At 65.4% G+C, this 14,285-nt stretch carries 11 protein-coding genes; 6 read left to right on the forward strand and 5 right to left on the reverse strand.

The window, feature by feature from the left end:
* Positions 1-44 precede the first annotated feature (44 nt).
* Positions 45-1,211, reverse strand: a complete 1,167-nt coding sequence (locus tag QA642_RS11445; protein ID WP_283084756.1) for an ABC transporter substrate-binding protein — start codon at positions 1,209-1,211, stop codon at positions 45-47.
* A gap of 328 nt (positions 1,212-1,539) precedes the next feature.
* Here QA642_RS11445 and QA642_RS11450 point away from each other — a divergent pair, with 328 nt between their 5' ends.
* From QA642_RS11450 to QA642_RS11460, 3 genes are all read left to right on the forward strand, one after another.
* Positions 1,540-3,930 (forward strand): EAL domain-containing protein, encoded by a 2,391-nt coding sequence (locus QA642_RS11450; RefSeq protein ID WP_283084757.1) that lies wholly within the window; start codon positions 1,540-1,542, stop codon positions 3,928-3,930.
* Positions 3,931-4,159: 229 nt separating this feature from the next.
* The gene (locus tag QA642_RS11455; protein ID WP_283084758.1) at positions 4,160-5,458 is read left to right on the forward strand and encodes an MFS transporter; all 1,299 of its coding nucleotides are present in this window, start codon (positions 4,160-4,162) and stop codon (positions 5,456-5,458) included.
* Between the two features lie 162 nt (positions 5,459-5,620).
* Positions 5,621-8,206, forward strand: a complete 2,586-nt coding sequence (locus QA642_RS11460) for an EAL domain-containing protein (protein ID WP_283084759.1) — start codon at positions 5,621-5,623, stop codon at positions 8,204-8,206.
* A 24-nt stretch (positions 8,207-8,230) separates the two neighbouring features.
* Here the strand turns inward: QA642_RS11460 and QA642_RS11465 are convergent, their stop codons facing one another.
* Entirely contained in the window at positions 8,231-9,034 is an 804-nt protein-coding gene (locus tag QA642_RS11465; protein WP_283084760.1) for an isocitrate lyase/phosphoenolpyruvate mutase family protein, read from the reverse strand.
* Between the two features lie 63 nt (positions 9,035-9,097).
* Positions 9,098-9,997, reverse strand: a complete 900-nt coding sequence (locus tag QA642_RS11470) for an alpha/beta hydrolase (RefSeq protein WP_283084761.1) — start codon at positions 9,995-9,997, stop codon at positions 9,098-9,100.
* A 53-nt stretch (positions 9,998-10,050) separates the two neighbouring features.
* Here QA642_RS11470 and QA642_RS11475 point away from each other — a divergent pair, with 53 nt between their 5' ends.
* Positions 10,051-10,605 (forward strand): MarR family winged helix-turn-helix transcriptional regulator, encoded by a 555-nt coding sequence (locus QA642_RS11475; RefSeq protein ID WP_283084762.1) that lies wholly within the window; start codon positions 10,051-10,053, stop codon positions 10,603-10,605.
* 311 nt (positions 10,606-10,916) lie between these two features.
* On the forward strand, positions 10,917-11,372 hold the full coding sequence (locus QA642_RS11480) for a hypothetical protein (RefSeq protein ID WP_283084763.1): 456 nt from the start codon (positions 10,917-10,919) through the stop codon (positions 11,370-11,372).
* Positions 11,373-11,418: 46 nt separating this feature from the next.
* Here QA642_RS11480 and QA642_RS11485 read toward each other — a convergent pair whose 3' ends face one another.
* Both QA642_RS11485 and QA642_RS11490 read right to left on the reverse strand, forming a co-directional pair.
* Positions 11,419-12,054, reverse strand: a complete 636-nt coding sequence (locus tag QA642_RS11485; RefSeq protein ID WP_283084764.1) for a response regulator — start codon at positions 12,052-12,054, stop codon at positions 11,419-11,421.
* Between the two features lie 380 nt (positions 12,055-12,434).
* Positions 12,435-13,046, reverse strand: a complete 612-nt coding sequence (locus tag QA642_RS11490; protein ID WP_283084765.1) for a TetR/AcrR family transcriptional regulator — start codon at positions 13,044-13,046, stop codon at positions 12,435-12,437.
* Between the two features lie 24 nt (positions 13,047-13,070).
* Between QA642_RS11490 and QA642_RS11495 the strand changes: the two genes are divergently transcribed.
* Entirely contained in the window at positions 13,071-14,264 is a 1,194-nt protein-coding gene (locus QA642_RS11495) for a cytochrome P450 (protein WP_349253872.1), read from the forward strand.
* The last annotated feature ends 21 nt before the right edge of the window (positions 14,265-14,285 follow it).

Raw genomic sequence — 14,285 nt, forward strand, 5'->3', positions numbered from 1 at the left:
CTTGTCCCTCCTGGAGGGCCCGCGCATTCGTGACGTGCACTGCCCTACAGCCGGTCCACCGCCTTGAACGTCCCGTCCTTCTGGATCACCGTCAAGAACACCTTCGGCGGCGTGTCGAGTGCGCGCACGCCGACGGTGACGATGCTGCCGCTGATGTCGAAGCGGCCGACATCGTTGATGGCGCGCAGCAGGCTCGCGCGCGTCGGTTGCGGGCCGGCCTTTTCCAGCGCTGCGGCCGTGAGCCTGCCGGAGAGGTAGCCTTCGAGCGACACGAAGTCCGGCGTCAGCGTCGGGTCGATTGCCTTCTGCGCCGCCTGGTAGTCGGCGACGAGCTTGAGCGAGCGGTCCCAGGGAAATGGCACCACCTGCGAGACGATGACGCCCTCGCCCTCGGGGCCGAGCTCCTTGGCGAGCGCATTGGCGCCGACGAAGGAGATGTTGACGAAGGTCGGATAGGAGCCGCTGCGATGCGCGAGCTTGATGAACTCCGCGCAGGGACCGTAGGTCCCGACCATGACGATGGCCTCGGGCTCGGCGCGCTTAATGGTGCGCCAGGCCGAGCCGACCGCGCGGGTATTGCGCTCGAAGGTGCCTTCGGCGGCGAGCTCCAGGCCGCGCTTGGCGAGCGCGCGCTTCACGCCGGCAAGACCGTCGCGGCCGAAGGAATCATCCTGGTAGAAGATGCCGATGCGGGTGAAGCCGCGATCCTCCGTGAGGTGCTTGATCCAGGCCTCGGCCTCCGCGCCATAGCTGGCACGGATGTTGACGACGTTGGCGAGCTCGAGGTCGCGCAAAAATTCGGCGCCGCTGAACGGGCCGATGAAGGGAATGTTCCTGGTGCTGGTGATCGGGATCGTCGCCATCGCGGTCGGCGTTCCCACCGCGCCGATCAGCGCGAACACCTTGTCGTCGTCGATCAAGTGCAGCGTCTGCGCCACGGAGCGGTCGGGATCGTAGCCGTCGTCGCGGCTGATGAGCTGGAGCTTGCGGCCGAGCACGCCGCCCTTGGCGTTGATCTCGGTGAACGCCGCGACGATGCCCTGCCGCATGCGCTGTCCGAGCGCGGAGGAGGGGCCTTCGAGAGCGGCGGCCTGGCCGAACAGGATCGTGTCCGCGCTGACGCCGGCCTCCTCGCACCTTGCCGTAAGCATCAACGCGGCCAGCCATGCGATGGCCAGGGCGACGGATGTCGCGGATCGCGATCGTGTCATGAGGATGCTTGCCGGATGCTGGATGCGTCTGGTGGAAGGATAAGTCTGAGGCCCTGAACAGGTGGCTAACCGCGTCACGACCAGCGGGTCCGTACGATACCGGGGAAAATCGGCAACTTATGTCCAGACTGCTGAGACTTGCGGGGCAATCGTTAACTAAGCCGCGTGATGCGGACCACGCGGGTTCCGAAATTGTGCAGTTCTTAACCGCGATCCTTGTCCGATAGTCGCGCCGGTGGCTCAACCAGAAGTTCGTACCGGCGCGCCGAGGGGGACTTGCGGGATTAAGATGGGCGGTCGCGATCAGAACGATCAGGATCGGAAGCGTATGACCGGATGGTGGCGTGCCGCGCCGCTGCTCGGGCTCTATCGCCCTGCGCTCGTTGCCGTCGCCGTCGGGCTTCTGTTCTCGATCCTGGGCGCCGCCGCCGTCGCGCGCTGGGAAGGCCGCGTCAACCGGATCGAATTCGAGAACGCGGCCGAGACCGAAGCCATCGTCATGCAGAACGGCATGAGCGAGTCTATCTCGCGGCTGGTCGCGCTGCGTACGCTGTTCGAATCCACCAGCGAGGAAATCACCCGCAGCGAATTCGAGACCTTCAGCGCCCGCCTGTTCGAGCGCCATCCCGGCATGCTGCGCATCGCCTGGCTGCCGCGCGTCAATCGCAAGGAGCGCGCCGAATACGAGGCCGCCGCGATCACGGACGGCGTCTCCGGCTATCGCATCAAGTCGCTCCAGGGTGAGAGCTTTTCGACCGCGCCGCAGAGCGACGAATATTTCCCGGTGTTCTACTCGACCCAGCCGAAGACCTCGCTGGTCTACGGCATGGACTACGCAACCGTCCCGGAGCGCCGTGCGGCGCTGGAGCGGGCGCGCGACAACGACCGCGTCGCCGCCATTCGCACGCGCCTGTTCGAGCCGAAGGAGGGCGGCCGGCAGCCTGACGTGCTCGTGGCGCTTCCCGTCTATGCCAAGGGAACGTCGCGCGAGACGGTCGCGGACCGGCGCCGCAATCTCGCCGGCTTCGTCGTCGGCGTCTTCGATTTGCCGCTGCTGATCCACACCATTCGCGTGACCACCGGCGCAAGCCCTGCGGTCAGCGTCAACGTCTATCCGCCCTTCACGGGGCAGATCGTCAGCCTCGAGGACATGCTGCCGGATTTTTCGTCGGCCGCCACCGCGCCGCAGTCGATGCGCGATGTCGGGCGGACGCTGCACTGGTCGGGCGGTCTCAAGATCGGTGACACCGACTGGCAGGTGCGCGCCATGCCGACGGCCGGCGGCGCGCTGGAGACGGCCTATGATCGCGCGGCCGCGGTCCTCATCGTCGGCATGCTGCTGACGCTGTCGCTGTCGACCTATCTGATGCTCGCCAGCCGCAATTCGCGGCGGCTGTCGCTGGCGAACCGTCGCGTGCTCGAGCTCGCCCAGACCGACATCCTGACCGGCCTGCCCAACCGCGCCTTCTTCCTCGCCCGGCTCGACGAGCTCCACCGCCAGCTCGACGACAGCGGCGCGGCCTTCTCGATCTTGATGCTCGATCTCGACCGCTTCAAGAACGTCAACGATTCCCTCGGTCATGGCGCCGGGGATGTGCTGCTGCGCCAGGTGGCGCAGCGGCTGAGATCCGCTTTGCGCGCCGGCGACGTGCTGGCGCGGCTCGGCGGCGACGAGTTCGCCATCATCCAGGAAGGGAGCGAGGACCAGCGCGCCTGCGCGACCGAGCTGGCGGCACTGATCGCAAAACTCGTGGCCGAGCCGTTCCTGTTGCCCGGCCATCGTGTCGAGATCGGCACCAGTATCGGCATTGCGATTGCGCCGGATCACGGCAGCGACCAGGAGCAGCTGTTGAAGAAGGCCGACCTTGCGCTCTATCGCTCGAAATCGGCGGGCCGCAACTGCTTCACCGTCTACGACGAGGCGATGTCGGCCGAGCTCGATGCGCGCAACACGCTGGAAGGCGATTTGCGCGATGCCATCGCGCAATGCCAGCTCGAGGTGCACTACCAGCCGTTCGTCGATGCGCTCACCGGCGCGCGCCGCGGCTTCGAGGCGCTGGTGCGCTGGCGGCATCCGAGCCGCGGCCTGATCCCGCCCGACCAGTTCATCGCGCTCGCGGAGGAGACCGGGCTGATCGTGCCGCTCGGCGAATTCGTGCTGCGGCGCGCCTGCGCGGATGCGGCCGGCTGGCCCTCCGATCTGATGGTCGCGGTCAACCTGTCGCCGATCCAGTTCAAGGAAGCCGAGCTGTTCGAGATGATCTGCGCCGCGCTCGCCGATTCCGGCCTGCCGCCGCAGCGGCTGGAGATCGAGATCACCGAATCGGTGCTGCTGGAGCGCGGGGTCGAGAACCACGCCTTCATGGAGCGGCTGAAGAGCATCGGCATCGAGCTCGCGCTCGACGATTTCGGCACGGGCTATTCGTCGCTGAGCTATCTCACCGCGTTTCCGTTCGACAAGATCAAGATCGACAAGTCGTTCATCCGCAACCTCACGCATCAGCCGCGCTCATCCGCCATCATCTCCTCGATCGTGACGCTGGCGCGCGGGCTCGACATGTCGGTCACCGCCGAAGGCGTCGAGACAGCCGAGGAGTTCGAGCGCCTGACCGCGCTCGGTGTCAATTTTGCCCAAGGCTATCTGTTCGGCCGGCCGGTGCCGGTCGACCAGATCGCATTCGACGAATCCGCCCAGCCGTCGCAGCGCAACGCGGCTTGAACGCGCGCCTTTGCGGCATTTGAACATTTCCAAGAGGCCGTCATGCCCGGGCTTGTCCCGGGCATCCACGTTCTTCGCCCCGCATAGCCAAGACGTGGATGGCCGGGACAAGCCCGGCCATGACGCTGCGGAGGCTTCGGGCCCTCAAACGCGCGCATGCGCGAAAATCACTTGACCCCGACGCCCCCGGATGGTCCGAAGGATTGTCCAGGGATGAAACAAACACAACATGCGGCTTCCGTTCTTCTATGGCTGGGTCGTGGTCGCCGTGACCTTCGTCACCATGGCGATCGGCGTCAACGCGCGCACCGCCTTCTCATTGTTCTTTCCGCCGATCATCTCCGAGTTCGGCTGGGAGCGCGGCGTCACCGCGGGTGCGTTCTCGTTCGGCTTCGTCGCCTCTGGCGTCGCGAGCCCGCTGATCGGCCGGCTGATGGACCGCGCCGGTCCCCGCGCGGTGATGGAGCTCGGCGTGGTGCTGATGGGCGGCGGGCTGCTGCTGGCGCCGCTGACGAGTGCGCCCTGGCATCTCTACGTGACGCTCGGCGTCATGGTCGGCGCCGGCAGTGTGTGTCTCGGCTATTCCGGCCAATCGCTGTTCCTGCCGAACTGGTTCATCCGCACGCGCGGCTTTGCCATCGGCATCGCCTTTGCGGGCGTCGGACTCGGCTCGGTGACGCTGCTGCCCTGGGTGCAGCACATGATCGAGCAGACCGGCTGGCGCACCGCATGTACGGCGATGGGCCTGTTGCTCCTGGTCGTGCTGGCGCCGATCAATCTGTTGCTGCACAAGCGCCCCGAGGATATCGGCCTGCAGCCTGATGGCGACGCTGCGCCGGCGCCCGGTGCCGCAAAGCCAATCTCGAACGTCGTCGATCCCGCCTGGGTCGCGACGGAGTGGACGCTCAGGCGCGCGGTTGCGACCGCGCGCTTCTGGTGGATCGCACTCGGCTATTTCTGCGGCTTGTATATCTGGTACGCGGTGCAGGTGCATCAGACCAAATTCCTGCTCGATATCGGCTTCAGCCCTTTCGTCGCGGTGTGGGCGCTCGGCATCGTCAGCCTGCTCGGCATTCCCGGCCAGATATGGCTCGGCCACGTCTCCGACCGGATCGGGCGGGAATGGGTGTGGGCGATCAGTTGCGTCGGCTTCGCGATCTGCTTCGCGGCGCTGATGGCGCTGAAGTTCCAGCCCTCGCTGTGGCTCGTCTACGTCATGGTGTTCACGCAAGGCGCGCTCGGCTACGGCCTCACCTCGATCATGGGCGCGGTGGTGTTCGAGATCTTCCAGGGCAGGCACCAAGGCAGCATCTTCGGCACCATCATGCTGGCGGCGCTGGCCGGCGGCGCGGCGGGACCGTGGGTGACCGGGTTTCTTTACGATCGCGCCGGCGACTACACACTCGCCTTCGGCATCGCAATCCTCGTGAGCGGCTTGTCGGCGCTCGCGATCTGGCAGGCCGCGCCACGCAAGGTGCGGGCCGTGGCCGGCCAGCTGCACCGGCTCCGGCCAGGAACCGCAGACTGAAGAGTTCCGGATACACCAAGATAACCTGGGCCGCTTTCGCGGATCGTTAAGCATGTCGCATTTTCGGCGCGACGCGGGCGGGTTGCAAAAACGTCTTGGACACCATCGGAACGTTAATCTCGGGCTGATTGTCGCATTTTCCCGATCCCGCCGGGTCAGACGATGTCCGCCTCCGATTGTGTTGTGACCGAAATTCCGGATGTGCTGCGCGCCGCGCTCGAATGCGCCGACGATGGCATCGTCATCGTCGACGCGGCGCATCGCATCACGCATTTCAACGACGCGGCGGAGCGGATCTGGAAGCTCGCGCGAACTGAGGCGCTCGGCCGCGATGCCGGCATTCTCACGCTCAAATGCCTTCAGGCCGATCCTGTTGCCGACTTCCGCGACGAGATCAGCCTCGTGCGGCGCGACGGCAGCCGGATCAAGGCGCTTGTCTCGATGTCGTCCGCGACCGTCGGCGGCGTGGCCGATCGCATCGTGTTCGCGCGCGACGTCACCGCCGAAGCCGAACGCCGTGTCAGGATCGGGCTGCTCCACGCCGTCTCCGACCAGACCAATCGCGCGGTGATCATCACCGACGTCGAGCAGAACATCGTCTACGTCAATTCGTCCTTCGCGACGCTGTTCGGCTACAGCAGCGAGGAGGCCGAGGGCCGCCGCGCAGGCGAGCTCATCGCCGGCTGTCACACCGATCGCGATGGCGTCGCAAAGCTCGTCAAGCGCCTGATGGCCGGCGGCCCGCGCGGCGAAATCGAGACGCTGGTCTACGACAAGCACGGCGAGGAGATCTGGGTCAGCGCCCGCATCGACGCCTTCCGCGACAAGAAGGGGCGGGTCAGGCACATCTTCGCGCTGCTCGAGGACATCACCGAGACCAGGCAGCTGCGCTCGCTCCAGCAGCTCATCATGAGCGCGCTGGCCGACGAGGTCCCGATCACCGACATCGCCGACAGGCTGTGTCGCCGCGTCGAGCAGATCGCGCCCGGCGTCGTCTGCTCGCTGCTGCACGTCGATGCCGCCGGCCTGCTCCATCCGCTGGGCGGCCCGAGCTTGCCCGATGACTATTCCCGTTCGCTCGACGGCATCGCGATCGGCCCCGAAGTCGGCACGTGCGGAACCGGAGCTTTCTACGGCATTCCGGTTCTGGTCGCCGACATCGATGCCGATCCGCGCTGGCAGCCCTACAAGGCGCGGCCGCTCGAAGTGGGCTTGCGCGCCTGCTGGTCGACGCCGATCAAGGCCAAGGACGGCCGGGTCATCGGCACCTTCGGCTTCTATTATCGCGAGCCGCGGGCGCCGAGCAGATGGCACCGCCAGATCGTCGATGCCTGTGTCAATCTCGGCGCCTTCGCGATCGAGCGCAAGGAGGCGCGCGCCGAGATCGCACGGCTCGCCTATCACGACATGCTCACCGGCCTGCCGAACCGCGCGCAGCTCCGCCACCTGATCACCACCGCGATCGATGCCTGCCCGACCGGAGGCCATGTCGCGCTCGCCTTCCTCGACGTCGACCATTTCAAGGACGTCAACGACACGCTCGGTCACGCCGCCGGCGACGAGCTGCTGATCCAGCTCGCGCAACGCCTGCGCGAGCATATCGGCCCCGAGGACATGCTGGGCCGGCTCGGCGGCGACGAATTCGTCATCCTGCTGCCGCAGCGCAATGCGCAGGACGCCGAGCGCGTCGCGTCGGGAATCACGGAAGCGTTGGCCGCACCCTTGAGGCTCGGATCGAAACTGATGCCGATGTCGGCCAGCATCGGCATCAGCCTCTATCCCGACCACGCCACCGACATCGACACGCTGATGCAGCAGGCCGACGCCGCCATGTACATGGCCAAGCAGGCCGGCCGCTCCACCCATCGCATCTTCAGCGCCGAGATGAGCGGCCTCGCCGAGCAGCGGCTGGCGCTGATCGCGGCGCTGCGCAGGGCCATCGCCGAGGGCGCGCTCAGCCTCAGCTACCAGCCGCAGATCCGCAGCTGCGATGGCGCCGTTCACGGCGTCGAGGCGCTGGCGCGCTGGCACGATGCCGTGCTCGGCGACGTCTCGCCGGCAAAGTTCATCCCGCTCGCCGAGGAGTGCGGCCTGATCGAGCAGATCGGCTTGTGGTCGGTGCGCGAGGCCTGCCGCCAGATGGCGAGCTGGCGCCGCGCCGGGCTCAACATCCCCAGCGTCTCGGTGAACCTGTCGCCGATCAACTTCCGCAACGTCACGCTGGCCGCGCGGCTCAAGGACATCCTCGCCGAATACGGTCTGCCGCCGGATGCCTTGATGCTCGAGATCACCGAGGGCGCGTTCATGCGCGACAGCGTCGCCGCGCTCGAGACCATGAACGCGATCCGCGAGCTCGGCGTCGGGCTTTCGCTCGACGATTTCGGCACCGGCTATTCCAGCCTCAGCCGTCTCGCCCATCTGCCGATCCGCGAGCTCAAGATCGACCGCAGCTTCATGCGCGACATCGAGAAGGACGCAAGTGCGCTCGCGATCGCCACCGCCGTGGTGCGCGTCGGCCAAGGCCTCGGCATGACCGTCGTCGCCGAAGGCGTCGAGACCGAGGGCCAGCGCAGGACGCTGGCCGAGCTCGGCTGCGATGTCGTCCAGGGCTTCCTCTACGCCCCCGCCCTCGCGCCGGTCGCCTTCGAGCGCTGGCTGATCGAGCACTGCGCCGAGCAGGCGAAGGCGATGCTGGGAAGGCTCGATGTTGCGGCGGCGGGACGCGAGGCGGTGAAGCGGTCGGCGTAGGGCGCGGCTGCCTGAAGGATTCGCTCAGGCTGTCGGCTGAAGGAACGTGCCGTATTGCTTGCTCGCGGCGAGCCCTGCGGCGGCCTGTCCGATGACACGCATCGCTGCCATCATGGGCCACGGTCCAAGACTTACCCGCCGGACGCCAACGCGGGTAAGATCGGGGATTTCGGGAACACCTTGCGTCACCATGATGTTGACCGGCAGGGGCATGAGCTGAACCAGCTTCTCGATCAGCGCGAGGTCGATGAGGCCGGGAACGAAAATCCCGTCGGCCCCGGCCTCGGCATAGACCTTCGCGCGCCGCACCGCTTCGTTCAGGCATTCATCAGGCGATCCGAATTTCAGCAGAAAGGGATCGGTCCTGGCATTGATGAACAGACGAACGCCGAAATCTTGCGCGGCGTTTCGTACCGCCTTGATCTTCGCGGCGTGCTGTTCGGGGCTGACGAGTTGGCGCTTTCCACTGGAGAGCCCGTCTTCGATGTTGATGCCGACGGCGCCGGCTCGCAGAATTTTGGTCGCCGACGTCGCGGCGGCCTCCGGGGTGTCGCCATATCCCGCTTCCAGATCGATCGATACCGGAACCGGGACAGTCGCGGTGATCCGCGACACCAGGCCAGCCACCATGTCGAGCGGGACATTTTCTCCGTCGGCGTAGCCGAGCGCAGAGGCGACTGCTCCGCTGCTGGTCGCGATGGCCGGCGACGCCTTCGCAATGGCCTTGGCGGTACCGGCGTCCCAGGCGTTGAACAGAATGAGCGGATCGCCTGTTCTGTGAAGACTCGCAAACGTCTCCGCGTGTTTCTGCTGTGTCTTGAGGTCCATTGCGTGCACTCCTGCTGAGAGAATGAGGGGGTCGTGCGGCGCCGTCCGGCGCGCGACACGCGTTCAGGCGGAAGCGTGCGTCCTGAACCAGTCCATGATCAGCCCGGTGACTTCAGCCTCACGCTCGAGGTGCGGGAAGTGTCCGACATCGGGCAGGACGATACGTTCGTGCGGTCCCTTGAACAGCCGCTCTTCCTTCACCGAATACTTCGCTGTCGGATCGTTGCTGCCATAGATCGTCAGCGTCGGTGTATGCATGTCGTTGATCGGCAGCCGGCCCATGCGGCTCGCTTCGGTGAGGCCTCCATAATATTTGAGCGCCGCCGCCATGGTGCCCGGAGAGCTGAGCGTCTCCTTGACCGAACGAATATGCTCTTCGTTGTCGAATGCCGGTGACCACAGCTTCCAGAGATAGTCGACGAAGGGAAGTCCCTCGACATTGACCGCCGACTCGGCGCCGATCAGTTGGAAGAAGTAGACGTGGAAGATGGATCGAACGATCTCGGGATCGCGCCTGATGCTCGAGAATGTGATCGGGTGGGCCGTGTTCATCACCACTGCGGCCTTGATCGACGATGGCGCCGTGGCCAGCGTCTGAAATGTCGACGTGCCGCCCCAATCCATGCCGACGACGCAGGCTTGTCCGTCCTCGCTCAGCGCCGCAATGAGCGCTTCGAGATCCCTGCCAAGCGCGATGGGGTCGAAAATGTCGTCCGCCGGGATCTCGGTCGGCGCGTAACCCCGCAGGAACGGCGAGACCGCACGATATCCGGCATCGGCGAAGACCTGCAGCTGCTTGCGATAGGACCAGGCGTTGTCGGGAAATCCGTGCAGGAACATCACGAGGGGGCCGGTCCCCTGTTCGAGATAGGCGAACCGCACGCCATTGGCGTGCACGTATTTCAGGGCGGGTTCACCGGCGTTCGCCGTTGCTGTCGCCCGCGCAGCGCTGCTCGGATTCATCGTCATTCTCCGTCGTCGTTACCCACGACCAAATATGTGCGCAGCGCACATGTTTGGTCAAGTTGTTTTTTGTGCGCAGCGCACATATTGTTGCGGGCATGGAAACCGGAATCGCGAATTTGCTGGGAGCGCTCTCGCTCGCGGTCATGGATCGGATCGAGCAGGGCGCGCGCGAAGTCATAGGCCGTGGCGGCGAGACGCCCGCGGCACTTGTCGTCATCGGCTACGGTCAGGGCATGACCAACGACAAGCTGCGGCGCATCCTCGGCCTGTCGCATTCCGGCACTGTCCGCCTGGTGGACCGTCTGGTCTCGGATCGGCTCGTCGAGCGCCGTGCCGGAAAGGATGGCCGCGAGATTGCCTTGCACCTGACCGCCACGGGCGTGGCGACCCGGAACGAGTTGATGACCTCAAGGATTTCAGCCGTCGCATCGCTTCTGGATGTGCTGTCGCCGACAGAGACGAAGCGGCTTGAGACGCTGATCCACGAACTGCTGGCGAGGCAGGACACATCCGAGATGGATCGCTTCACGATCTGCCGGATGTGCGACGACAGCGTCTGCACCAATTGCCCCCTGCCCACGAACAAGGGCAAAGGCCGCCGCTAAGCGAGCTACTGCGAGGGACGTGGGGGGATCTCCGCGAACTCGGAATCGTAGGGTGGGCAAAGGCGCACTCGCGCCGTGCCCACCACCCATGAATGATTTCGAGAGAAATGGTGGGCACGCTTCGCTTTGCCCACCCTACGATACGGACGCGAAGGTCGGCGAGGGGGAGGATCTGGCGTCTCGTCGCTTTGATGCGTTTCTTCGAGCACCCATCGGGCTGGGCTGCTTTTTTGGATCGGAACGTCCGGCTATTCCCGACGTTGTTGCGGCCGGGCGGCTACCGTTCAACCAACCGGCACAAGAGCAACATTATGATGAAGAACGCCGCAATCCTGATCGTGCTCTGCGCGATGCCGGCTGCCGCCGGCGCGGAGAGCTTGAGCAGCTATCGCATTCCCGAGAGCGGGACCAGCGTCGACATTCCCGCGTCCGTCTTCACCGACGAAGCCGGCCGGCCCGACGGATACGGCGTGCAATACCGGACGGGCGACGGCCGTGCGGACCTCACGGTGCAGGCCGTCCCGAACGACGGCAGCTCACCCGCCGCTTTTCTGGCCAGGAAGAACCCGCCGCCCGGCATCATCTACCAGCGCGTCGCACCGCGCTTCTTCGTGGTGTCCAGCACCCGGCGCGGCAAGATCTGGTACGATCGCTGCAATTTCGGAAGCCGCTACGTGCACTGCGTGCTGATCAACTATCCGGCTGTCGAGAAGCGGCAATGGGATGCGATCGTCACCCGCATCAGCCATACGCTCAGTGGCGGCTGATTCTCTCACGCTGCCGGGTCGCTTCCGCTCGCAAACAGAGATCGCCTTATGCGTCCGCCGCCGGCTCGTCCGTCGCGCCGAGGACGCCGAGCCGTTCGGCGATCCTGACCAGCTCCACCAGCGACTGGATCTGAAACTTTTCCATGATCGCGCGCCGATGCGCCTTGATGGTCCGCTCGGAGCTCCCAAGCTCGCGCCCGGCATGCTTGTTGGTCTTGCCGCGCACGATGATCTGGAAGACCTGCCGCTGGCGCGGCGTCAGCGTCGATAGCCTGCGCCGAAGCGCCTCCACTTCGCCCTCGAGAGCGCGCGCGTTGCCATGCCGCGCCATCGCGCGTGCGATCGCTCGCAGGAGATCTTCCGAGCCGACAGGCTTGATGAGGAAGTCTTCCGCACCCGCCTTGATTGCCGTCACGGTGGTGCCGGTGTCTGCGTAAGCGGTCAGGAAGATGATGGGCAGCGTCGAGCCGCGCTGCATCAGGCGTTGCTGTAGCTCGAGTCCGGAAAGGCCCGGCATCCGGACGTCGAGAAGGATGCAGCCTTTGCTTTCGTCTGGAGCCTGGTCCAGCAATTGCTGCGCCGAGGCATAGGTGGCGACGCGGTATCCGCTCGCCTCGAGAAGTTGCTGGATGGCCGTCAGATACGATGCGTCGTCATCCACGACATGGACGATGCCGGGCAATGATGTCTCCTGGACGAAAAGTAGCGCGTCGCTTGCTTTTCTTGCTTGTTGTTGCAGCGCCTTCTCGCCCGGCCATTGCCGGATCACGTCGCTCTTGATCGGCAGTTACGTTTTGGAAGCGCAGGGGGCAAATTAATTCTGTGTCAGCGAACGGCACCAATGCCGACTGTGATCTTTTAATTGCAAATGCCTCGCAACTGCGTGCGGACGCGCGTCAGTACGTCTTGGCCGGCTGCCCTGACGTCGAAGGCGGCGGGGCATCGTAGCTGATCGCGGTGATTGAAGAGATCAGCACGTTCCGCTGTTCCGCGGCCGCTCAAGACCGCGTTGGCAAAGCGTTCGTTCCCCCGGACTGCGACGGATTAGCGCATGCGAAGATTCTAGTCCGACGCCAATCCCGTCCTGCGCCGCAAATCGGTGATCGCGCGCAAGAAGCTGTCGGCGGGCGTGGTCTCGGGATCGATCAGCCGGTGCAGGCGGAAGCCGTCTTCGAGCGCCAGCACGACGCTGGCCATCCAGGGCGGATTCAGCGTGCCGCCGCTCGGCTTGTTCTTCAAGGTCGCCTCGACGATGTCGGCAACCAGCTTGCGCCGCGCGCGCAGCCGTTTTGCAAGCTCGGGACGGCGCTTCTCGGCGCGCGCGACGAACAGGATCATCTCCATGTGGAGGAGGGGTGAGCGGCCGAGCGGATCCTGCTTGCTGCGATCCATCGATTTCAATGCCGCGATGAAATCGTCGAGATTGTCGTGCTGGGCGAGGATGTCCATGTTGCGCCGGATCGACTGCTCGACATGGTCCTCGAGCATGGCGATGATCAACTCGTCCTTGCTCTTGAAGTTCGAATAGAACGCGCCGCGGGTGAAGCCCGCCGCCGCCGCGATCGCCTTGATGCTGGCGCCGCCGATGCCGTCCGCTTCGAACACGCGCGCGGCCGCCTCGAACAGCTTATCGCGCGTGTCGTCCCTGGTCGGCCTGGTTCTCACTCTTGACATAGGCGCAGTTTAGGGCAGGGACCGCTGTTCAATCCGCTGTCGCCGGACTTCATCCGTGATCCCTATCCGCATTACGACCGGCTGCGCACGATCGATCCGATTCATGTGACCTCGTTCGGCCAGTTCGTCACCAGCCGCCATGCCGACGTCAGCCTCGTGATGCGCGACAAGCGCTTCGGCAAGGATTTCGTCGAGCGCACCAAGCGGCGCTACGGCCCGCAGATCATGGACGAGCCGATCTTCCGCAGCATGGGTCACTGGATGCTGCAGGCCGATCCGCCCGACCACACCCGCCTGCGCGGCCTCGTCGTGAAAGCCTTCACCGCCCGGCGCGTCGAGGACATGCGGCCGCGCATCCAGGAGATCGTGGACCAGACCATCGATGCCGTGATCGATCGCGGCCACATGGACCTGATCGAGGATTTTGCCTTCCGCCTGCCTGTCACCATCATCTGTGACATGCTCGGCATTCCCGAGGACCATCGCGAGGTTTTCTACAAGAGCTCGCGCGACGGCGGACGGCTGCTCGATCCGGTGCCGATGTCGCCCGAGGAGATCGCCAAGGGCAACGCCGCCAACATGATGGCGCAGATGTACTTCCAGCAGCTGTTCGAGCTGCGCCGCCGTGCTCCCGGAGACGATCTCACCACCCAGCTGGTGCAGGCCGAGGAGGACGGCAACAAGCTCACCAACGAGGAGCTGACCGCCAACATCATCCTTCTGTTCGGCGCCGGCCACGAGACGACGGTCAATCTGATCGGCAACGGCCTCCTTGCACTTCATCGTAACCCAGACCAGCTCGCGCTGCTCAAGGCGCGGCCGGAGCTGATGGTGGGTGCGATCGAGGAATTCCTGCGCTACGATTCGTCAGTGCAGATGACCGCCCGCGTCGCTCTGGAGGACGTCGAGCTCGGCGGCAAGACGATCCCCAAGGGCGAATCGGTGCTGTGCCTGCTCGGTTCGGCCAACCGCGACCCGGCGGTCTATCCTGACGATCCCGACCGGCTCGACGTCACCCGAACCAATGTCAGGCCGCTGTCGTTCGGCGGCGGTATCCATTTCTGCCTGGGCGCTCAATTGGCGCGGATCGAGGCCGAGATCGCGATCGCGACGCTGCTGCGGCGGCTGCCGGGCTTGCGGATCGACGACGTCGAGAACCCCGAATGGCGCCCGACCTTCGTGCTGCGCGGCCTGAAGCGGCTGCCGGCGAGCTGGTGAGGGCGGGCCGCGTTAACCTCC

Source organism: Bradyrhizobium sp. CB2312, from assembly GCF_029714425.1.
Taxonomy (GTDB): Bacteria; Pseudomonadota; Alphaproteobacteria; order Rhizobiales; family Xanthobacteraceae; genus Bradyrhizobium.